The sequence below is a fragment of the Paenibacillus filicis genome, assembly GCF_038070315.1.
Classification (GTDB): domain Bacteria; phylum Bacillota; class Bacilli; order Paenibacillales; family NBRC-103111; genus Paenibacillus_G; species Paenibacillus_G filicis.
Genome location: NZ_JBBPCC010000013.1, coordinates 173223 through 194845 on the forward strand (window position 1 = coordinate 173223; position 21623 = coordinate 194845).

The following is a 21623-nucleotide window of genomic DNA, read 5'->3' on the forward strand; positions in this document are numbered from 1 at the left end:
TCCACGTTTTCATGACTTATCCTTCAACCGATCTGAATTATTGTCCTGCTGAAGCAATTCCTCCATCAGCTTCTTGCGGTCCGTCATCTTGCTTTGGAACACATGCTGGAAGGAAGGGTGATCGATATCCAGCTCTTCCTCCGCTTCCGGCTTCCGGCGACGGCTCTTGATCCAATCGCCAACTGTCTGAAAGCCCGGACTGACCAAAGAGGAACCTGAAGACATCGCTTCGCTGATGCTCGCTACTTCCTGCTCGTCGGTCACCTTCTCCAGCAGCTGTACATTGTCCCCCACGCCTACGATGTAGAGCGATTTGCCGATCTCCAGCACTTGAACCGACTTGTTCGGACCAAGCGGCAATCCGCCCAGGGAGCGGATTGCACGTCCGGAGAAAACCTTATTTTTTTGTGCAATGATCTTCATTATGATGAAGAACATGACGATAATAACAATAAGAAAAAAGATCACCTTGACAATCATTCCGAAGGTATCCCCTGCAGCGTACAAGGAATCCGGTGAGTCAAAAGGACTCGAACCGGTTGGCTCCGTCCCCGTTTCCCCGAAACAAACAGCAGCGAACACCGCGGTTTGTAACCAGACGATCAGAACGGAAAGCAGCGTCTTGGTTGCGAGTCTTTTCAATGTTCACATTCCCTTCGGTTTGTGTGGATGTGCTTGATAGCTTTGAAGCTGAGGCGCAAGCAACGCTTAGCTCCCTAGCCAAGCGTCTTTTTGATAGCCTCAATTACGCGGTCCGCCTGGAACGGCTTCACGATAAAGTCCTTAGCACCTGCTTGAATCGCATCGATAACCATCGCTTGCTGACCCATCGCTGAGCACATAATGACCTTCGCGTTCGCATCGATCTTTTTGATTTCTTTCAGAGCCTGAATCCCGTCCATCTCCGGCATCGTGATATCCATCGTAATCAGATCGGGGCGGAGCTCCTTGAACTTCTCGATCGCCTGAGCGCCATCATTGCCTTCGCCGACCACTTCGTAGCCGTTTTTCGTCAGGATGTCACGGATCATCATTCTCATAAATGCTGCATCGTCTACAATCAAAATTCGGTTAGCCATGGGTTCAAGTCCTCCTAAGGAAATGTAAGTTTAGTATTGTTGCAATTTTTGAATTCGGTCCCACTGATTCACGATATCCGTGACGCGTACACCGAAGTTCTCATCGATAACGACGACCTCACCTTTGGCGATCAGCTTGTTATTGACCAGAATATCCACTGGCTCACCAGCCAGCTTATCCAATTCGATGATGGAGCCTTGGGAAAGCTCCAGGATATCCTTGATTACTTTGTGTGTGCGGCCTAGCTCCACCGTTACCTTAAGCGGAATATCGAGGAGCAGGTTCAAATTCGTATCTTCGGCCTGTGAGAGCTGCGGTGACGTGAAGTTCGAGAACTGGGCAGGCTGCACGTTCACGTTGCGTCCTGTCGGTACGCCATAGTTCGCAGGCTGCGGCGGATAGGCCGGAGGCTGTTGATACATCGGCTGCTGATAACCCGGCTGCTCCTGGTACATCGGCTGCTGAGGCTGCTGATACATCGGCTGTTGGTACATAGGCTGCTGCATCGGCTGCTGATAAGGATCTTGCTGGTACGGCGCTGCGGCGGCAGGAGCCTGGGCAGGCGGTGCTGCCTGGGCAGGTGTCGGCTCTATCGACGGGACTGATGGTGCAGGAGCTGTCGTTTCGGACATTTCTGTCCCTCCCATCAGAATGGATACCATGTCTCTGGCAAAGCCGACCGGCAGCAGCTGCATGATCGTCGAATCTATCAAATCCCCGATTGTCAAGTGGAACGAAATCTTGATGAATACGTCCTCTTGCGGAATCGACGACGAGTCGACTCCATCCGTCAAGTCCATAATGTCGATGCCCGGAGGAGAAATATTGACGAACCGGTTGAAAATCGTCGACATCGAGGTTGCCGATGAGCCCATCATCTGGTTCATGGCTTCCTGTACAGCACTGATATGTATTTCGGACAGCTCCATATTTTGCCCGGTTCCGTCCCCGCCCATCATCAGATCGGCAATGACTTGAGCATCCCGTGTCTTGATGACGAGCAAATTAATCCCATGGAAGCCATCCACATAGTCGACGTGCACGGCCACGTGAGGCTTCGGAAATTCCTTAACCAGGTCCGATCTTGCAATGATGGATACCTGGGGCGTGGTGATATCGACCTTCTTGCCCAAAAGCGTCGAGAGCGCGGTTGCCGCACTTCCGAAGGTGATATTTCCAATTTCGCCCAGAGCATCCTGCTCAAGCGGCGACAGGTACTCTTCCACACGTGGTGCCGATGAATCCGAATAATCCGAATTGCCTGATCCCATGCTCTCAGAGGACTGTCTCAATAAAGCATCAATTTCTTCCTGAGACAAATAATCCTTACTCGTCATTCTCTTCCACTCCTTCTTGAACAACTTCACTGATTTGTACCGCCAGCTTGCCCCTTGTCGTTCCCGGCGTTCCAAAGTACTTGAGCTTCTCCCCGATCCGTATGCGGAGGGCTTCATCCACAGACCTGTTCAGGGTAATGACATCACCCGCATTCAGGTTCAGAAACTCCTTCACGGAAATCTGAGATTCGCCCAATTCGGCAATAATCGGCAGCTTCGCTTTGTGTAGCCTGTTCTGGAGAGCCATCATCTCTTCAGGAGCGCTGGTCTTCTTCTGGGATACGAACCAGTGATGCACCGACAACCTTGGCATAATCGGCTCAATGACGACGTGCGGAATACAGAGATTAATCATTCCGGTCGTATCACCGATCTTGGTGCTAAGTGAGATCAGAGCAATCGTTTCATTCGGCGACACGATCTGCATAAACTGCGGATTGGTCTCCAAAGCCTCCAGACGAGGAGACAGATCGACCACCGTCTTCCAGGCTTCCTGCAGACTCTCAAACGCCCGGCTGAAAATTCGCTCCATCACAATCGTTTCGATTTCTGTTAACGCATTGATTTTCGTAGGAGAAGTCCCGGCTCCGCCTAACAGCCGGTCGAGCATGGCAAAAGCAACGTTCGGGTGAACTTCAAGCACCATTCGTCCTTCAAGCGGCTCCGCTTCGAAAATGTTCAGTATCGTCATCTTGGGAATGGAGCGAATAAACTCATCATAAGGCAATTGCTCGACTTGTACCACATTTATCTGCACAAATGTTCTTAATTGAGCAGAAAAATAGGTTGTCAGGAAGCGCGCAAAGTTTTCATGGATACGCGTTAAGCTGCGGATGTGGTCTTTGGAAAACCGAACCGCCCGCTTGAAATCATAGGCCCGTACCTTTTTCTGCGTGTCTTCTTTTTTTAGCTCCTCAGCATCCATTTCCCCGGATGAAAGGGCCGCAAGCAAGGCGTCAATCTCATTCTGCGATAACACATCCACCATGTCCCGTCACCCCCTGTCGCTGATGTACCCGTATGCGGCTTCGATTACTGAAGCACGATATCCGTGATCAAGATTTGCTGCAATTTCCCGTCGTGCAGCTCTTCATTCATTCTATTCATAAGGGCTGAGGTGAGGCTGTCAAAGCCTTTTTTGCCCGACACCTGGTCCGGCGTCTTGTCGGCAAGCGTTTCAATGACAATGGCTTTCATACGACTTTGCAGTTTTTCAAACTCTTCCTTACCCTTTTTATTTTCAAGTTCAAAGGCAAAGCTAATTTTTACAAATTTATTGCCCGGACCACCGTTCGCTGGAGCAGCCAGATTCGTCAGGACATCCTTCATCTCAACGGTGTATTCCTTAATTTGATCCGGCGTGAGCTTTTTGCCCGCCTTCACATCTTTCGCAGAATTTTGCGCTTGCACGGCCGGATCGGCACTGGATTTGTCCATGTAATTCCATAAAACAAACGCTGCGGTTAAAATGAGCGTGATCGCAATGAGAACAGCGACAACCATGATAAATATTTTACTTTTAAACAACTTACGACCCCTCCGAATTCAGGCTCTTCATCGTACCGCCGATGAGACCAACGGTCTGCATATAGCGCTGTACCAACTCGACCACTTCCGGCACAGGTTCGAGCACCATTATTTTTTTGCCGTTGACGAGCGAGATCATCGTATCCGGCGTATTTTCAATCGTTTCGATGAGCAAGGCGTTGATGGTTATCGTCTTGCCGTTAAGTCGGGTTAGCTCCACCATATGCATGCCTCCGGCTGGGTAATCGGGGGAGGCTCGCTCCCCCGTGGTTACTGGTTTATTCTACTTAACGCTTCAGGTTTACAACTTCTTGCAATACTTCATCGGAAGTCGTAATGATCCGCGAGTTCGATTGGAAGCCACGCTGCGCAATGATCATTTCCGTGAACTCTGATGTCAGGTCTACGTTAGACATCTCGAGCTGACCAGAGACGATGGCGCCTGTTCCAGTAGCTGGATCATTGGCCAATGAGGTACCCAGGTCAATAGGGTCCACATTGGAGTTCGGCGTTGACCTGTACAGATTACCTCCGATTTTCTCAAGTCCAGCCGGGTTTACGACCTTGGCTACAGCGATAAATTGTCCTGTTGGTGCAGCCGTACCGTCTGCCTGAACCGCTACAATCTCGCCCGATTGCGAGATGGAGAATGCTGTAACAGCGGGATCCAGTGTTATCCCTTGCCCATCCGTACCCAGCACGAACAATCCATCCGCATTGACCAGACGGCGCTCCGCATCGAGGTCGAAGTTCCCAGCCCGCGTCAGATAAGGCCCTTCGGCCCCGTCAAGAGCCGGAGACACGGCGAAAAATCCGTCTCCGTCGATCCGCAGATCGGTCGGCTTATTCGTCGTCATAGCGCTGCCCGGCGTATGTAGCGTATCAATCGCCGAAACCGTTACCCCAAGGCCAATCTGCTTGGAATTAACGCCGCCTTTTTCCGCCGTCGGCGCGGATACGCCCGAAACGGTCTGGCTCAAAATATCCTTGAACATAACACGGCCTGCCTTGAAGCCGACCGTATTGACGTTGGCAATGTTATTGCCGATGACGTCAAGCTTGGTCTGGAAACCCCTCATACCCGATACGCCTGAATAAAGAGACCTTAACATCGATCATTGCCCCCTATGGTCTGAGTACCCTCAGTTGCTTGCATGTATACATCTACGGGTTGCTTCTGTCGGTCCACAACCCAGGCCTCCGACTTGCGGGCCGGCCTTACGAAATGATCATGGCGCTATCAATCTGCGTAAACAAATTGTCCTTCATGGAAGCACCGTCCATCGCGGTCACCACGGTCCGGTTTTTGATGTTTACGATCAAAGCCGTATCGTTGATTAGCATTAACGAATCCTTGGCGCCTTTGGATGCCGCCTTGTCGATGGCGGTGTTGATCTTGAGAAGCTGCTCGGGCTTGAATTGAATGTCCCGCTGGCGCAGCCTTTCCTCCGCATGCTGACTGAACTTCACGAACTGGTTCTGAAGAACTGCATCGAATGAAGATGGTGCAGCCTTCCTATCAGCGGCTGGAGCGGGTCGTGCGGCAGGCATTGCTCCCGCATATAAGCTCCCGACGGTTATCCGTTCACTCATGGCGAAGGCTCCCCCTCGCTTGCGGGGTTCTTGATTTGCGAGATGTTCGTAAGCGCGATATCCTCGCCGTTCACCTTCGCAAATTGTTCGCCTTTCTTGACGGTAATCGATTCGACGATACCTGATCGGGTATGCGTGACATTGTCCTTATCTTCATAAGACCAGGCAATTTCCTTGCCAATCAGGCCGGAAGCAAATCCGAGCGATTGGCGGAGCTGCTTCATCTCGTTAGCCATATTGCTCAACTGCTCGACCGAAGTAAACTGAGCCATTTGAGCGATAAATTCCTTGTCCTGCAACGGCTGAGTCGGATCTTGATTCGATAGCTGGGTCATCAAAACCTTCAAAAACGCATCTTTCCCCAAATTATTGGCATCCTTGGCGTTCGGCGTTTTATCGACGTTGGGCTTGGAATAATAGGGCCATATGTTTTTCGTGCTGATATTGGAATCTGCCATGTGCTTTCACCTCCTGCCTTTTGCTGGGTGTGAGCTTGATGATTAGGCGGTAAAGTCAATCGAGCCGTCAGTGGCCGCCAATCTCAACCGGCTGGCCAGTGCCTCTTCCTCAGCCTTTACATCGTCCAGCGAAATTTCCTTGCCGCTCGATTTCTGCTGCTGCTTGGAAGATTGAGGCTGCTGCTGCCGGCCTTCCTGGAACAAGCCTGACTGAAAGCCCTGACTTTGGCTGACCTCCAGCTTGTCGACCTGAATGCCTTGTGCCTGCAGCGAAGTACGAAGCTGCGAAAGCTGGCCTTCCAGCATTTCCTTGCCTGTTAGGCTGTCGGCCATGAACTGGGCGATAAGCTGGCCGTTGTGCATAGTCAGCTTAACCTCGACATGCCCCAGATGCTGCGGATACAGCGATATTCTCGCCTCCGTGACGCCCTCTGCCGACCTGCCGAGTACAAACGACCCGACGACAAACTTAGTCATATCGTCCGTGAAGGATGATGCAGGCATCTGCAGGACAGCCCCTCTGGCCGCTTGTTGGCTGGCCGATGTTTGCTTCATCCACTCGCTTACCGTCACTGGTGCCTGATTATCAGCTTCAGCCTGGTCGCTGGGTAGCAGCTCGAATAGAGGAGCTTCGTCTTTAACCCCAGGCTCTATAGGTATTCGGAAAGCCTGATGCTTGAGAGCAAGAGCCTCGAGCTTCTGCATGGCATGAGGTACGACTTGAACCGCAACAGGGCTTGCAGGAGCGCTATCCGCATTAGCCGCCTGTGAACCGATCAAAGTCTGTACGGCTTGCTGCTGTCCTGTTTTGGCCTGATTCGTCACGCCCAGTTGAGCTGCCGCATGAAGCAGCACTTGAGGCAGTTCCTTCATCGCCTGCTGAAGCGCAGGTTCTTTCGTACCGCTTGCAGCCAGTTCCTTCAATTGCTTCACCATATCCAGCGCTTCGCGCAGATGTATGACGGGCTCACCCGCACGCTGACCTGGAGAAGATCCATCCCCCTCGGCTTCAGCAGCAACAGTCTGCGTAGCCAGCGGCACGAATAGCAGCGGATTCAGTAATTGCGAGGCATCTTCCCCCTCATCTGGACCGCTATGAAGCTGCGTGTCCTCATCGGTCCTAGCATCCCCTTCAGACGTCGAATGACCGGCAGTTAGTGCAGCTAGCAAGGCTTGCAGGTCCTGGAGCCATGATTGCAGCTCGGGCTGTTGAAGCACCGCTTCTCCTTGACCCGAAGCATCGGCCTGCTCCAACAACTGGATGAGTCCGTCCAATTGCCCGCCCTGGAGACCAGCCAACTGCTCCTCGCTTAGGCCCGTCTGTGCAAATAGAGGCATCAGCTGTTGAAGAAGAGCGATAAGCCCATTCCCTGAAGACTTCCCGCTGCTGCCGGAGGACGTGTCGGTACTCATGACGCCCGTGAGCGCAGCATTGAAAGAGCCTGACCCTGCAGAAGCAGCTCCTGATCCGGAGGACGAACCGTTTGTAGATGTAACCGTTACGGATGTCGCTTGAATTTCCATATATTTCACCTCCCTTCAAGTTTGTTTATTGAACGAGCCTGGCTGAGATCAAGGCAGCCGTTTCCTTCGATGCATCCGTAAGAGCGGACATAATCTTCGAGCGTCCGGCATTATCCATAGACTTCAGAATCGAAATCACCTTGTCCGGGCTTGTATTCTGCATCTCCAGCAGAACGGTTGCTGCGCTCTTCGGCGTCATATTGGCGAACGTAGCCCCCAGATCATCCTTGCTGAGCTGATCCGTTTTGGCACTCGCAGCCGGCTGCGTCGCTTGCTTTAACCGCTCCTGCAAAGCAGCCATTTGCGTATCGCGGACCTGCTTCTGGTCCTTGATCAGGATGGAAGCCTCCGCCGCCTTCTTGGGATCCATCTTCTCCAAGATTTTAACCCGCTCGTCCGTCTTCATCATGCTGAGCACGAGCACCTGCTCGTTCAACGTGAGATTCTCCAGAATCGGAGCCGACTTGCTCGGAGACATCTTGGCATACATCGTAGCCAGCTGCTGGATCTGCGCTGTGTACTCTTCATCCGATTGCGTCTTGGTCTTCGTCTTCTCTTCAAGCTCGCTGTTCTTCACCTGCAGGTCTTTAATCGTCTGATCCCGCTGCTGGACGACAGCTTCCGTTTTTTTGAGCTCCTGCTCGCTCGCATTCGCTTGCGACGTCGCTTGCGCTAGGGCATCCTCCGCTGTAGGTGCTGCCGCTACCTCCGGTTTCTTGGCGCCATCCGCTGGCTTAGCCGTAGAAGGGTCTTCTTTCGGAGCCGGAATGACACGATTCACGATCGGAATTTTATTTGCCGTTTTGAGCGCGCTGTTCACAATGTCATAGTCGAAGATCGTCAGAAGCACGCCGAGCAGAACGGCCGTAAAAACGAACGGGATGAGGAACCAGATCAGAAAACGCTCCATGGCTCCGTAGGAACCCGATTGCTCCGTATCTGTGTTTGCCATGCCCTCACCTCTCTTTCCAATCTGATTACAAAGGCCTTACATAACGATTCGTAGCCATCTCATCCAGCTGATCCTGCTCTTTCTTGAGCAGATCGGCGGAAAAGCGCTGGTAGGCCTTTTCCTTGGCCTTATTCCATACCTTTTCTTGCAGCACTTTGCCGTTCAGGTCCTCTTGCTTCAACTGCACCACCGTCTTAGCCTGCTGCAGATCGCGATGCTTGGACTGGATCCGGCCCTCGATATGATCCACATAGCCTTGAATCATCAGCAGGTTCGAGACCGTTGTGCGATCGCCGGACACCCGGTGCAGCTCTTCCTGCATATCGAACTTGGACTGCTGCAGCTCCGTGAGCGTCGTCTCTTCTCTGCGCATCACGCCGATAGCCTCCGAGAGAACCCATTCCGCTTGCGTTTTCTCATTTTCCTTCAGATCCACGATCTTCTGAAAAGCGTAGCGAAACCGCATATGCCTTCTCAACCCCTATAAAATTGTTGGATCAATTGCTCCGTCGCTTCTGCATAGGTCAGCTTGTCATGCACGCGCTGCTTGGTGTAATCGTTAATCGATTGGATCGAGTCCATCGCATGATCGATTTCCGGGTTGGATCCTCGCTGATACGCCCCGATATTGATGAGGTCTTCCGAATCTTTATAAATAGACATTAATCTTTTTAAATTTTCGGCGGCTAGCTGCTGCTGCTGCGGTACGATTTCTTTCATAACACGGCTTACGCTTGCCAGTACATCGATAGCCGGATAGTGTCCCCGGTTGGCGATGCTGCGGTTCAAGACAATGTGACCATCTAGAATACCGCGTACCGCATCTGCGATCGGCTCGTTCATATCATCCCCGTCGACAAGCACCGTGTAAAAAGCCGTGATCGAGCCTTTAGGACCGGTACCCGACCGCTCGAGCAGCTTAGGCAGCGTAGCGAATACTGAAGGGGTATACCCCCGGGTAGCTGGAGGTTCTCCTACGGCAAGTCCTACTTCCCGCTGCGCCATCGCATAGCGTGTCACGGAATCCATCATGAGCATGACATTGAGGCCCCGGTCTCTAAAATATTCCGCTATGCTGGTAGCAATCAGTGCGCCCTTGATCCGAATGAGTGCAGGCTGATCCGATGTTGCAACGATCACGACCGATCGGGCCAGACCTTCGGGACCCAAGTCACGTTCGATAAAGTCCAGCACCTCACGTCCGCGTTCCCCGATCAAGGCAATAACGTTGACATCGGCTGCGGTATTCCGGGCGATCATGCCCATCAGTGTACTCTTCCCTACACCTGAACCGGCGAAAATACCGACGCGCTGACCTCTTCCTATCGTCAGCAGGCCGTCGATACAGCGCACGCCGACACTGATCGGCTCGAGGACACGCGGACGCTTCAACGGATTGCTCGGTGCGTTGTGCGTCGAATACTGAGTCATCCGCGAAGGCAGGAAGGACCCGTCCAGCGGCTGGCCCAAGCCGTCAAGCACCTTGCCCAGCAGCTCATGCCCGACTTGCACGGTGAGTGGCTTGCCTGTCCCTACCACGTCACAGCCGGGGCCGATGGCATGGAGCTCGCCGAGCGGCATCAGAATAACCTTGTTATTTTTAAATCCGACCACTTCCGCCTTCAGCGGCTTGTTGGATTTAAACGGATAGATATAACACACATCGCCTACGCTGGCATCCGGCCCCTCCGACTCCACGGTAAGGCCGATAACCTGAGTGACCTTGCCGTTAACGCGGATCGGGTCCATCTGCCGGAGATGCTCGATATACTTCTGAGTGGAAGGAATCTGCATGGAATCAGTCCTCCTCATCGCGGCCCGCAAGCTGCTGCAAGGCCTGCTTGATTTCATTCAGCTGCGTATCGATCCTGGCGTCGATGCTTCCAAAGGAAGAACGGATCACACATCCGAGATCCTGCACAGAGGCGTCCGGAATAATTTGCAGCTCAGCTTGCGAATCAATATGCAACAAAAGCTCTTCTCGTGCGTCTTGTATGTAGGAGAACTGAGAAGGCGCCACACACAGCGCGATCAATCCCTGCTCTCTGCGGCGGGAAAGCACCTTGCGAATCAGGTCCTTCACCCATTCGGGCTCAAGCGTAAGCTGTCTGGCTACGATCTTCTCCGCGATGGAGCAGCTCATCTCGATGAGGAAGGGCTCGGCTTCCTGAATAATGTCATGCTTCAGTACATAAGCCTGTTCCAGAATTTGCGAAGCTTCCTGGAGCATCTGGTCGTAACGTCCGCGAAGCTCTGCTTCTGCCTGAGTGCTGCCTTCCTGATAGCCTTGCTGATACCCCTGCTGCTGAGCTTCGGAGAATGCACCCTGATCGTGCTCACGACGCTCCTGCCACCAGGCATCAATCTCCTGCTGGGCATTCTCCCTGAGTGCGGAAGCTTCGTCCATAGCGGCGCGTACCTGCTCTTCGGCGAAAGCCTGCGCATCTTGAATGATCTGCTCTTTCACCTGGTGAAGCTCTTCGAGTTCCTGCTGCTGCTCGGCCGTCAGCCCCTCCTCCTCCGTCGGTTCTTCATAGAGAACAGGGGAAGCCGGGTGCTCGACGATCTTGGTGTCGTCCACGGGGACGTATTGAAAATACTTGATGACATTAGACAATAATATCATCTCCTCCGCCACGTGCGATGATGATTTCACCAGCTTCTTCCAGACGGCGGATGGTCGCTACGATACGCGTCTGGGCTTCTTCGACATCACGCAGCCGGACAGGTCCCATGAATTCCATTTCTTCGCGGAACGATTCGGCCATACGCTTGGACATATTCTTGAATATCGCTTCGCGGACTTCCTCGCTCGCCACCTTGAGTGCCAGCTGCAGATCCGCATTCTCGATATCGCGAATAATACGCTGGATGGAACGGTTGTCGATATTGACAATGTCCTCGAAAACGAACATCCGCTTCTTGATTTCCTCAGCAAGCTCGGGATCCTGAATCTCTAGGGAATCGAGAATGGTACGCTCGGTCCCGCGGTCGACGCCATTCAGAATCTGAACGACAGACGAGATGCCGCCTGCATTGGTGTAATCCTGTGTTACGGTTGCAGACAGCTTCTGCTCCAGCACACGCTCGACCTGACTGATGACTTCAGGCGACGTACTGTCCATCAGCGCGATCCGCTTGGCCACATCGGCCTGCTTCTCCTGCGGCAGCGAGGACAGAATGATCGAAGCCTGCTCCGGCTGAAGATAAGAGAGCACCAGCGCGATGGTTTGCGAATTTTCATTCTGGATAAAGTTAAGAATTTGCGCCGGATCTGCCTTGCGGGCAAAGTCGAACGGCCGTACTTGAAGAGTCGCCGTCAGACGGTTGATAATATCAAGCGCCTTTTGGGAACCGAGCGCCTTCTCCAGAATCTCCTTGGCGTACGAAATCCCTCCTTGAGAGATAAATTCCTGCGCCAGACAGATCTGATGAAACTCAGCCATGATGGCTTCCTTCTCGGCGTTATCAACTTTTCTTACATTGGCAATTTCCAAGGTCAACTGCTCAATTTCTTCATCGCGAAGGTGTTTGAAAATTTGCGCCGATACTTCCGGACCCAAGCTGATTAAAAGGATGGCTGCTTTCTGTCGTCCCGTTAACATCGGTTGCTGCATTTTAGCCAAGATTCAAGCACCTCTATTCATCTACTAACCAGGTGCGCAGCAGATTCACAAACTCTTCAGGCTTGCGTTTGGCCAGTTGCTCCAGTTGTTTGCGCACTTGATTTTCATTGGTCACATTATCGATATCGATAGTCGGGAATTCAACCTTTGCTGCTTCCGATTCTTCCAGCAGCGCCGCTTCCTCAGCTTCTTCCTGCGCTTTGCGCCTTCTGCGCATCATCCAGAATGCGCCAACGCCCAGCAGTGCCAGTGCCAAGCCTCCAAGTCCGCCGTACAGGAGCGCGGTATTCGAGGCAAGTCCTTGAGAGTCGTTCGTTTTAGCGAACGTATGAGGAAACACGGTTACTTTTTTCAACAGATCTTCATCCGTGATAGCCACCTTGTTGTCAGCAAGCGCAGCGCGCACAATGTTGACCAGTATGCCGCGAACGGCATTGATGGTGTCTGGTGTTAATGAGTTAGGATCTGCCGGATCAGGTGGTTCAAGACCGACATTAATGGTTAAATCTTTGACAAGGTAAGGCGTAGCTACGACTTCCTGCGTAATCCGGTTGACTTCGCGGTTCACCGTTCGCTGGAGCTCTTCGGAAGTTGTCTTGCCTCCGTTATTGGCACCTTGATAACCTGGCACATCCGTTGCGCCGGTACCGGGCACGCCTCCGTTGGCTGCTCCGCCGTCGCTGGTATAGTTTTTCTGAATTTCCTGGATCGAAATCTCCAGTCCCGTCTGGTCTACCTGGTTAGGTGCCGTGACCAGATTGCTGGTGGAGCTCGATTGATCAAAGTTCATCGTAGAGAACACGCTGACGATGACTTTGTCCCGGCCGAGAATAGCGCCGAGCATCTGCTGAACATTGCGCTGAACATCGTTGCGGAACTGATTATTGATTTCGAAATGATCCCGGGCTAGACTCGCAGAGCCTGTTGCTTTGGCGCCGACCTTGGAATATTCCAGAGGATCTCCGTTCTGATCCGATATCGTAATATTCTCAACCGGAAGTCCCTTCACACTGTGCGAGACCAGATTGTACATCGTATCGACTTTCGCCTGATCCAGTTGATATCCCGGCTTGACTTCAAGCATTACCGAAGCGGTCGCTTTCTCCGGAGCTTGTCCCTTCGGAAGGAATACCGTTTCCTTCGGCATGCTGATCAACACCTTGGAGCTTGCGATGGCATTGTTGGAGTTAATCAATTGCTGCAGTTCGCCTTGAACGGCATTGATGTACTTGACATCAAATTCACGGTCTGTCGTCCCGAAGGTACCGCTTTGGCTGAAAGCCCCGTACCCGACATTGCCTGTTTTGTTCAACCCTTGGGATTCGACGGCCAGCTTCACACTCGCCACCTGGCTGCGGGGAACCCCGATGCTCTTGCCGTCATCACTCAGTTGGTAAGGCACCTTGGCTCCATCCAGATAACCCTTGATCGCCGCTGCGTCGCTCGGCTGGAGGTTTGTATAAGCCAGTGCATATTCCGTCTTAGAAAAATTATAACTGATGATACCAACTGTCAGTATGATCAAGATCACAGTGGCGATCAGTGTAAATCTTTGGGTTTTGCTGAATTGATTCCAATATTGCTTCAACCGATTCCAATATTGGAGCAAATTTTCGTTCACTATTTCACCCCATCTGATTGACCGTCACTTTGGATTGTTCAAGCATTAAACCGGCATTCGCATGATTTCCTGATAGGCTTCGATGACTTTATTCCTCACTTGAACGGTCAGTTCCAATCCGAGGGATGCTTTTTCAGAGGCGATCATGAGCTGGTGCACATCCGATGTTTCGCCATTGACAAATTGAGTATTCAGTTTATCCACAACAGCTTGCTGCGTGTTCAGATCGGCGATAGCTCCGCTCAGATATTGGCTGAACTGATCGGATACCTCCGAAGCGCTCTTAGGTTGTGCGGCCTTCACCATCTGCAGCGGTGACAGACTTATTTTATCTATCATGAACGATACCCCTTCTTTATCCAGGTGCCTCTTAAGGCCTGTATTTGTTATCTACCGATTTCCAGAGCTTTGCTGACCAATCCTTTGGACGCGTTGAGTGCCGTTACATTGGCCTCGTAAGAACGGGTGGCCGAAATCATGTCGACCATTTCCTTCATGATGTCTACATTGGGCATCATAACGAACCCGTTAGCATCCGCATCCGGATGTGTCGGGTTGTACACTTGCTTCAGCGGAGACGTATCCTCGAATACCCGGGTAACCCGCACACCTTCTCCGGCTCCCGTATCCTTGCCGGACATAGCATTCTGGAGGGAATAAGCAAAGTTTTGCGGCTTGGATTCCAGCGTGACCAGCTTGCGCTGATAAGGAACCCACTTTCCGTTCACCATCTGAGCTCTTGTAGAATCGGCATTGGCTATGTTGGACGAGATCACGTCCATCCGGAAGCGCTGAGCCGTCAGGGCCGAGGCACTGATATCATATCCGTTCGTCAGTCTCATCCGTTAAGCCCTCCCACCGATAGCGGTTCTGAACTTTTTAATATCGCCGCTTACCTGCTGCACCAGCACATTGTAGCGCAGCTGGTTCTTCGCCATCAAAGCCATTTCATAATCGATGTCGACATTATTCGCATTATTGTTCACAGTAGTCTGGTTGTCCCGTACAATCTCGGGCTGCGGATTAGCGGGCTGGCCAATGACAAAATGTCTCGGATCCGTCCGGAAGCCTTGAAGCGGTCTAGTTCCCATCTCTTGCTGCAGCATCTCCTCAAACTTCACCTCGGACCTTTTGAAATAAGGCGTGTCGTTATTTGCTATATTGTCGGCACTGACCTTTTGTCGCAGGGTTGAGGCGTCAAGAGAGCGCTCCATCAACTGGAAGCCCGGCTTATTCAGGATCATCATAAGGTAGAAACCCACTTTCTAGAATTATCTGTGAGTAGATATTCAACATGGAGCTCTGAATATCCTCCTTCCTTCGACAATATGTTGGAAAAAAATAATCATACATCGAACCTAAACTGTAGTAACTCAGAACTATTTCTATATTGAAGAAAGATGGAAATGATTACAATAAGAAAAAAGCCCTATATTTTTCATATAGGACCTATCTTTCTTATGAATTTTTTATGAAAGCCACGATTATCAAGCAAATTTTATAATTTGACTTGTTGGATACCCTTTAAAAGCTGATCGTTCAACACGCGAATGTATGTTCCCTTCATGCCCAGAGACCTGGTCTCGATGACCCCCGCACTTTCCAGTTTGCGCAGGGCGTTGACGATCACCGAACGCGTAATGCCTACCCGATCGGCGATTTTACTCGCCACAAGCAGGCCTTCCGACCCTTCCAGCTGCTCGAAAATATGCTCGACAGCCTCCAGTTCGCTAAAGGACAGGGAACCGACGGCGACCTGAACGACCGCTTTGCTGCGCGCCTCGATCTCGATCTGCTCGGCCTTCTCGCGCAAAATCTCCATACCCACGACCGTAGAGCCGTATTCAGCCAGAATAAGGTCGTCGTCAACGAATTCACTGCCGTATTTCGTAAGAACCAGCGTCCCCAGCCGTTCTCCGCCGCCAATAATGGGCACCACCGTGATAAAGAAGCTGACCCCATGGGCGTGGTCGCCGAATACATCATAGGGAGAGCCCGCTTCCAGATTCGAAGACGTATCGGATACCTGCAGCAGCAGCTCGTTATAATCAGCGGGAAAATGCTTCTCCTGAATGACCGCAAGTTTGGATGGATTGCTTCCTTGCGGCGCGTCTGAGCTGCCCAGTACCTTGCCCCTTCGGCTGACGACGAAAATATCCGCATGCAAAATGTCGCTGAGCACAGCCGCCATATCCTTAAAGCTGACCGCATTGCCCGCTTCTTTTTGAAGCAGCTTATTCAGTCTTCTGGTCTTCATCAACAATGTCATGATTCTTGCCTCCACCTCAAACGATTACAAAATATATTGGCTCAGATCGCGGTTCTGCACGATGCTCGACAGCTTCTCACGAACGTATTCGGGAGAGATGACAATCTGCTCCAGCGTGATCTCCGGTGCCTCGAAGGACAAATCCTCCAGAAGCTTCTCCAGAATGGTATGAAGCCTCCGCGCTCCGATATTGTCCGTATTCTGATTCACTTCCGCCGCTATGCGCGCGATCTCCTGTATCGCCTCTTCGGAGAATTCTACACGGATGCCTTCCGTCTCCAGAAGTGCCGTATACTGCTTGGTGAGCGCATTTTTCGGTTCCTTGAGAATCAGCACAAAATCCTGCTGGCTCAAGCTGCTGAGCTCCACCCGAATCGGGAAGCGACCCTGGAGCTCGGGAATCAGGTCCGAGGGCTTGGCGATATGGAACGCTCCAGCCGCCATGAACAGAATATAATCCGTCTTCACAGGCCCGTATTTCGTCATAATCGTAGACCCTTCTACGATTGGCAGTATATCCCTCTGCACCCCTTCACGCGATACATCAGGGCCGCCTCCGCGCCCGGAGCCTGCGATTTTATCGATCTCATCGATAAATATGATGCCGGATTGCTCGGCACGCCGTACAGCCTCCTGAATGACCTCATCCATGTCGAGCAGCTTCTGGGCTTCTTCCTGCAGCAGTACCTTGCGTGCTTCCCGTATCGGCAGCTTGCGCTTCTTTGTGCGCTTGGGCATCAGAGAGCCGAACATCTCCTGCATGTTCATGCCGGCTTGCTCGTTCCCCTGCCCTCCCAGCATATCCAGCATCGTCGGGGAATTATCTTCAATCTCGACCTCGATGACCTGCTGTTCCAGCTCACCGCGTTGCAGCTGTTCCTTGATCTCCTTGCGGCGTGCTGCAATCCCTGCATCCTGCTGCTCGGTCTCGGGCTCTTCCTGAGCCTGCCCTTGCCCGCCAAACAGCATCTCGAACGGGTTGCGCTGGCCGCGAGATTTGGAGCCGCTGGGAACCAAAATGGAAGCGATCCGGTCCACGACCATTTGCTCGGCCTTGTCCTTCAGCCCCTCTGTCTTCTCAGCCTTCACCATGCGGATTGACGTTTCCACCAGATCCCGGACCATGGACTCGACATCACGGCCGACATAACCGACCTCAGTGAACTTCGTGGCTTCGACCTTAACAAAGGGTGCCCCTACGATTTTGGCCAGACGCCTGGCGATCTCGGTCTTGCCAACGCCTGTTGGTCCGATCATCAGTATATTTTTCGGAACTATCTCGTCCCGAAGCGACTCTTCCAGCCGGCTGCGGCGGTAACGGTTGCGCAGTGCGACCGCCACCGATTTTTTCGCCTGGCGCTGTCCGATAATATATTTATCCAGTTCGGCTACGATTTCTTTTGGAGTTAAGCTGCTTGTCGGCACGAACGGCACCTCCCGAATTATTCGATTTCCCTCTTGGATTCCGTTATTCAAGCTCTTCCACAATAATGTTATGGTTCGTAAATACACAAATTTCCGCCGCCATCGTGAGCGAAGCGTGAGCGATATCCCGTGCGCTCATGTCAGAAGCATAGCGGTGCAGCGCGCGGCCAGCCGCCAGCGCGAAGCTGCCTCCGGAGCCGATCGCGAGAATGCCGTCATCCGGCTCGATAATCTCCCCGTTGCCGGAGATAAGCAGCAGCCCGCTCCGGTCCATCACGATCATCATCGCCTCCAGGCGGCGCAGTACCCGGTCCTGACGCCAGTCCTTGGCGAGTTCTACGGCAGCACGCTGCAAATTCCCGTGATGCTCCTCCAGCTTGGCCTCGAATTTTTCGAACAACGTGATGGCGTCGGCTACCGAACCGGCGAAGCCGGCGATGACGTTGCCCCTGTACAATCTGCGAACCTTCTTCGCATGGGATTTCATCACCATGCTATTACCGAACGTCACCTGGCCGTCTCCGGCGATCGCACCCTTGCCCTGGTGCCGAATCGCAAATATCGTAGTCGCATGAAATGCATCCATAACGAGCGAATTCCTCCTCATTCAAGACGAAAACTAAGCTCGTGGTAAGCTTAGTTCGTGAGTTTCCGATCCTTGTGACACTAACAGGATAGTCGGATATATCGTAACATAGTCCAAGTTTTACTGACAAGTCGAGTTGTTTGAGTTTTCGATAAAATTCTGAATTTTCGAAATAGCGCGTTCAGCGATTTTCTCATACTTCAGCTTTTTGTTTTTGAAGCGTTCCTCAAGCGGCGGGAATAGTCCAAAATTCGCATTCATCGGTTGGAAGTGCTTGAAATCTGCAGTCGTAATGTACTGCGCCATACTTCCCAATGCCGTTTCCGGAGGCAGGACAAAACATTCCTCGTTCCGGGCGAAGCGGGCCGCGTTCAACCCCGCGATCAGGCCGGAAGCAGCCGACTCTACATAGCCCTCTACCCCAGTCATTTGTCCGGCGAAGAACAGATTGTCCCGCTTGCGAAACTGATACGTCGGCTTTAACAGGCTTGGGGAGTTAATAAACGTATTGCGGTGCATGACGCCGTAGCGTACGAACTCCGCATTCTCCAGTCCCGGGATGAGCGACAGCACCCTCTTCTGTTCGCCCCACTTGAGGTGCGTCTGGAAGCCTACGAGATTATATAACGTCCCGGCTGCATTATCTTGACGCAGCTGAACGACAGCATGAGGCAGCTCGCCGGTATGTGGGTTCACAAGGCCCACGGGCTTCATCGGTCCAAACAGCACCGTTTGCCTGCCTCTTGTCGCCATGACTTCAATAGGCATACAGCCCTCAAAGTAGATTTCCTTCTCGAATTCCTTGACCGGAGCCGTTTCTGCGGTAATGAGCGCCTCGTAGAAGATGTTGAACTCCTCTTCGGTCATCGGACAGTTGAGATAAGCCGCCTCGCCCTTGTCATAGCGGGAAGCCAGATACACCTTGCTCATGTCGATGGAATCCTTCTCAACGATCGGAGCGGCCGCATCGTAGAAGTACAGATACTCCTCGCCCATGAGCTCCTTCAAATGCTCGGACAACGCCGGTGAGGTGAGCGGACCCGTCGCCACAACGGTAATCCCGTCCGGCAGTCTCTCCAGCTCCTCGTTGCGCACCTCGATCAGCGGGTGATTCCTCAAGATCGAGGTAACCTCTTCCGAGAAGCCTTCACGGTCAACCGCCAGTGCGCCCCCCGCAGGTACAGCATGCTTGTCCGCCGCACGGAGGATCAGCGAATTCATCATCCGCATTTCTTCCTTCAGCAGCCCGACCGCATTGGTCAGTCCATTCGCCCGCAGCGAGTTGCTGCAGACGAGTTCAGCGAATTTATCGGAAATATGGGCCGGTGTCTGGCGCACCGGGCGCATTTCATAGAGCACGACGGGGACGCCTTGCGATGCAAGTTGCCAAGCGGCTTCGCTGCCCGCAAGTCCAGCCCCGATCACGGTTACTTGTTTTACATCATTCAACTTTTCGTTCCCCCTGCATGTCAATCATCCGGCTTATTCCGAATCTTGATCGTTCTCTTTCGCTTCTTCCTTAAAGTCGCATGATACGCATTGAATAAATACGCCCGACTTGTTGCGCTTCTCAATCAGCATCGCCCCGCAATTCGGGCAAGGCTGCCCGACCGGCTTATCCCAGGATACGAAGTCACACTCCGGATACTTGTCGCAGCCGTAGAAAATCCGGCCTTTTTTGCTGCGGCGTTCTATAATCTTACCCTCGTGACAGGTTGGACAAGCAACTCCAATATCCTTGATGATGGGCTTCGTATTGCGACAGTTGGGAAATCCGGAGCAAGCCAGAAACTTGCCGAAACGTCCCATTTTGTAAACAAAATGACTACCGCACTTCTCACAGATTTCATCCGAGACCTCGTCCTGGATTTCAATCTTCTCCATCTCTTCCTCGGCAACTTCCAGGCGTTTTTCGAAAGATTCGTAAAATTCGCTCAACACCTGAACCCAATCTTCCTTGCCTTCCTCGATATGATCGAGTCCTTCTTCCATATGCGCGGTAAATTCCACATCGAGAATTTCCGGGAAAAATTCGATCATCTGCTGAATGACAAGCTCACCGAGCTCCGTCGGAATAAACTTCTTCTCCTCAATCGCGACATAACCACGCTTCTGGATCGTCTCCAGCGTCGGTGCGTACGTACTCGGGCGGCCGATGCCCATCTCCTCCAGCGCCTTGACCAGACGGGCCTCGGTAAACCGCGGAGGCGGCTGCGTGAAATGCTGCTTCGGATCGATTTGCTTGGACTTGACGACATCACCTTGAGCCAGCGGAGGCAGCAGACGGTCATCCTCATCGCCTGACTCGACTGCATCGTCACTGCTCTCGACGTATACCTTCATGAATCCGTAAAATTTAACCTTGGAACCTACAGCCCGGAAAACGGTATCGCCAGCTGCTAAATCAACCGTCATCGTGTCCAGCACAGCGGAAGACATCTGGCTCGCCACAAACCGCTCCCACACCAGTTTATACAAACGAAGCTGGTCGCGGCTAAGATGGGACTTAATCGATTCTGGGTCGCGGAGCACCGAGCTTGGCCTTATCGCTTCATGCGCATCCTGCGCATTGCTGTTTTTCTTCAAATAAACGCGCGGCGTTTCGGGGTAAAAGTCCGCCCCGAACTTACTTTCGATGTATTCCTTGGCTTCTTCCTGGGCTACAGGAGAGATCCGCGTCGAATCCGTTCTCATATACGTGATCAACCCGACCGTGCCCTCGGGCCCCAGGTCGATACCTTCATATAACTGCTGGGCGACGGACATCGTCTTGGAAGCCCGGAAGCCCAGCTTGCGCGCCGCTTCCTGCTGGAGGGAGCTTGTAATGAACGGAGGCGAAGGATTACGGTGGCGTTCCTTTTCCTTGACCTCGTTGACGACGAACTCGGCTTGCTTGAGACCCTTGAGGATCTCTTGAACTTCCGCCTCCGTCTTCAGTTCCTTCTTGTTGCCGTTCAGACTATGGAACTTGGCATCGAAATCCGCTTTGCCCGTAGAGAGCTTGGCCGTAATCGTCCAATATTCTTCGGGAACGAACGCATTGATTTCATTCTCCCGGTCGTAGATCAGCTTGACCGCAACAGATTGAACCCGCCCGGCGGAAAGGCCCTTCTTGACCTTTTTCCAGAGCAACGGACTGATTTTGTAGCCGACCAGACGATCCAGAATACGTCTTGCCTGTTGGGCATTCACCAGATCCTGGTTAATCTTGCGTGGTGTTTTGAAGGCATCCTTGACAGCCTGCTTGGTGATCTCATTAAACACGACGCGGCAGGCGTCCTGATCGTTGATCTCCAGATAGTGCGCCAGATGCCAGGCGATAGCTTCCCCTTCGCGATCCGGGTCAGCCGCCAGATATACTTTTTTTACGCGTTTGCTCGCGTCTTTCAATTCTTTAAGAACGGATCCCTTGCCGCGGATCGTGATGTATTTGGGTTCGAAATTTTTCTGAACCTCTACCCCGATCTGACTTTTCGGCAAGTCCCGAATATGACCCATAGAAGCTTTTACGATATATTTGCTGCCCAAATATTTTCCAATCGTTTTGGCTTTTGCGGGTGACTCCACAATGACTAAGGAATCGGCCATAGGCGTCTTTCCCCTTTCAACATATGAAATATGTATA

At 52.4% G+C, this 21623-nt stretch carries 24 protein-coding genes; all 24 read right to left on the minus strand.

Annotated features, from left to right (window positions below):
* Positions 1-9: 9 nt before the first annotated feature.
* The 24 genes from WMW72_RS20155 to topA all read right to left on the minus strand — a co-directional run bounded on the left by WMW72_RS20155 (position 10) and on the right by topA (position 21586).
* The gene (locus WMW72_RS20155) at positions 10-642 is read right to left on the minus strand and encodes a flagellar biosynthetic protein FliO (RefSeq protein ID WP_341417344.1); all 633 of its coding nucleotides are present in this window, start codon (positions 640-642) and stop codon (positions 10-12) included.
* A gap of 74 nt (positions 643-716) precedes the next feature.
* Positions 717-1079: a response regulator gene (locus WMW72_RS20160; RefSeq protein ID WP_072328935.1), complete on the minus strand. Its 363-nt coding sequence runs from the start codon at positions 1077-1079 to the stop codon at positions 717-719.
* A 30-nt stretch (positions 1080-1109) separates the two neighbouring features.
* The gene (gene fliY / locus WMW72_RS20165; RefSeq protein WP_341417346.1) at positions 1110-2417 is read right to left on the minus strand and encodes a flagellar motor switch phosphatase FliY; all 1308 of its coding nucleotides are present in this window, start codon (positions 2415-2417) and stop codon (positions 1110-1112) included.
* Positions 2407-3405 (minus strand): flagellar motor switch protein FliM, encoded by a 999-nt coding sequence (fliM, locus tag WMW72_RS20170; protein ID WP_341417347.1) that lies wholly within the window; start codon positions 3403-3405, stop codon positions 2407-2409. The genes fliY and fliM overlap by 11 nt, the downstream gene beginning before the upstream one ends.
* A gap of 44 nt (positions 3406-3449) precedes the next feature.
* Positions 3450-3944 (minus strand): flagellar basal body-associated FliL family protein, encoded by a 495-nt coding sequence (locus tag WMW72_RS20175; RefSeq protein WP_341417348.1) that lies wholly within the window; start codon positions 3942-3944, stop codon positions 3450-3452.
* A gap of 1 nt (position 3945) precedes the next feature.
* Positions 3946-4167: a flagellar FlbD family protein gene (locus WMW72_RS20180; protein WP_341417349.1), complete on the minus strand. Its 222-nt coding sequence runs from the start codon at positions 4165-4167 to the stop codon at positions 3946-3948.
* Between the two features lie 64 nt (positions 4168-4231).
* Positions 4232-5056 carry a flagellar basal body rod protein FlgG gene (flgG, locus tag WMW72_RS20185; protein ID WP_341417350.1) on the minus strand — a complete coding sequence of 275 codons (825 nt, stop codon included), beginning with the start codon at positions 5054-5056 and terminating at the stop codon, positions 4232-4234.
* A gap of 106 nt (positions 5057-5162) precedes the next feature.
* Entirely contained in the window at positions 5163-5537 is a 375-nt protein-coding gene (locus tag WMW72_RS20190; RefSeq protein ID WP_341417351.1) for a TIGR02530 family flagellar biosynthesis protein, read from the minus strand.
* Positions 5534-5995, minus strand: a complete 462-nt coding sequence (locus tag WMW72_RS20195; protein WP_341417352.1) for a flagellar hook capping FlgD N-terminal domain-containing protein — start codon at positions 5993-5995, stop codon at positions 5534-5536. Before WMW72_RS20195 ends, WMW72_RS20190 begins: the two co-directional genes overlap by 4 nt.
* Before the next feature lie 42 nt (positions 5996-6037).
* Positions 6038-7519, minus strand: a complete 1482-nt coding sequence (locus WMW72_RS20200) for a flagellar hook-length control protein FliK (RefSeq protein ID WP_341417353.1) — start codon at positions 7517-7519, stop codon at positions 6038-6040.
* A gap of 25 nt (positions 7520-7544) precedes the next feature.
* Positions 7545-8471, minus strand: coding sequence for a MotE family protein (locus tag WMW72_RS20205; RefSeq protein WP_341417354.1), 927 nt, complete (start codon positions 8469-8471; stop codon positions 7545-7547).
* 25 nt (positions 8472-8496) lie between these two features.
* Positions 8497-8937, minus strand: a complete 441-nt coding sequence (gene fliJ / locus WMW72_RS20210; protein WP_341417355.1) for a flagellar export protein FliJ — start codon at positions 8935-8937, stop codon at positions 8497-8499.
* An 8-nt stretch (positions 8938-8945) separates the two neighbouring features.
* Positions 8946-10265, minus strand: coding sequence for a flagellar protein export ATPase FliI (gene fliI / locus WMW72_RS20215; RefSeq protein WP_341417356.1), 1320 nt, complete (start codon positions 10263-10265; stop codon positions 8946-8948).
* A 4-nt stretch (positions 10266-10269) separates the two neighbouring features.
* On the minus strand, positions 10270-11088 hold the full coding sequence (locus WMW72_RS20220; RefSeq protein WP_341417406.1) for a FliH/SctL family protein: 819 nt from the start codon (positions 11086-11088) through the stop codon (positions 10270-10272).
* A complete protein-coding gene (gene fliG / locus WMW72_RS20225) occupies positions 11081-12088 on the minus strand; it encodes a flagellar motor switch protein FliG (protein WP_159884460.1) in 1008 nt (335 codons plus the stop codon). The genes WMW72_RS20220 and fliG overlap by 8 nt, the downstream gene beginning before the upstream one ends.
* Before the next feature lie 22 nt (positions 12089-12110).
* Entirely contained in the window at positions 12111-13718 is a 1608-nt protein-coding gene (gene fliF, locus WMW72_RS20230; RefSeq protein ID WP_341417357.1) for a flagellar basal-body MS-ring/collar protein FliF, read from the minus strand.
* Between the two features lie 45 nt (positions 13719-13763).
* On the minus strand, positions 13764-14057 hold the full coding sequence (gene fliE, locus WMW72_RS20235) for a flagellar hook-basal body complex protein FliE (protein ID WP_341417358.1): 294 nt from the start codon (positions 14055-14057) through the stop codon (positions 13764-13766).
* Between the two features lie 47 nt (positions 14058-14104).
* Positions 14105-14560 (minus strand): flagellar basal body rod protein FlgC, encoded by a 456-nt coding sequence (gene flgC, locus WMW72_RS20240; RefSeq protein ID WP_341417359.1) that lies wholly within the window; start codon positions 14558-14560, stop codon positions 14105-14107.
* Positions 14561-14563: 3 nt separating this feature from the next.
* Positions 14564-14965: a flagellar basal body rod protein FlgB gene (flgB, locus tag WMW72_RS20245; RefSeq protein ID WP_341417360.1), complete on the minus strand. Its 402-nt coding sequence runs from the start codon at positions 14963-14965 to the stop codon at positions 14564-14566.
* Between the two features lie 251 nt (positions 14966-15216).
* Positions 15217-15987 (minus strand): GTP-sensing pleiotropic transcriptional regulator CodY, encoded by a 771-nt coding sequence (gene codY, locus WMW72_RS20250; RefSeq protein ID WP_341417361.1) that lies wholly within the window; start codon positions 15985-15987, stop codon positions 15217-15219.
* 24 nt (positions 15988-16011) lie between these two features.
* Positions 16012-17412, minus strand: a complete 1401-nt coding sequence (gene hslU, locus WMW72_RS20255; RefSeq protein ID WP_341417362.1) for an ATP-dependent protease ATPase subunit HslU — start codon at positions 17410-17412, stop codon at positions 16012-16014.
* 43 nt (positions 17413-17455) lie between these two features.
* Positions 17456-17998, minus strand: coding sequence for an ATP-dependent protease subunit HslV (gene hslV, locus WMW72_RS20260; RefSeq protein WP_341417363.1), 543 nt, complete (start codon positions 17996-17998; stop codon positions 17456-17458).
* A gap of 120 nt (positions 17999-18118) precedes the next feature.
* Entirely contained in the window at positions 18119-19447 is a 1329-nt protein-coding gene (gene trmFO / locus WMW72_RS20265; protein ID WP_341417364.1) for an FADH(2)-oxidizing methylenetetrahydrofolate--tRNA-(uracil(54)-C(5))-methyltransferase TrmFO, read from the minus strand.
* A 33-nt stretch (positions 19448-19480) separates the two neighbouring features.
* Positions 19481-21586: a type I DNA topoisomerase gene (gene topA, locus WMW72_RS20270; protein ID WP_341417365.1), complete on the minus strand. Its 2106-nt coding sequence runs from the start codon at positions 21584-21586 to the stop codon at positions 19481-19483.
* Positions 21587-21623: the final 37 nt, after the last annotated feature.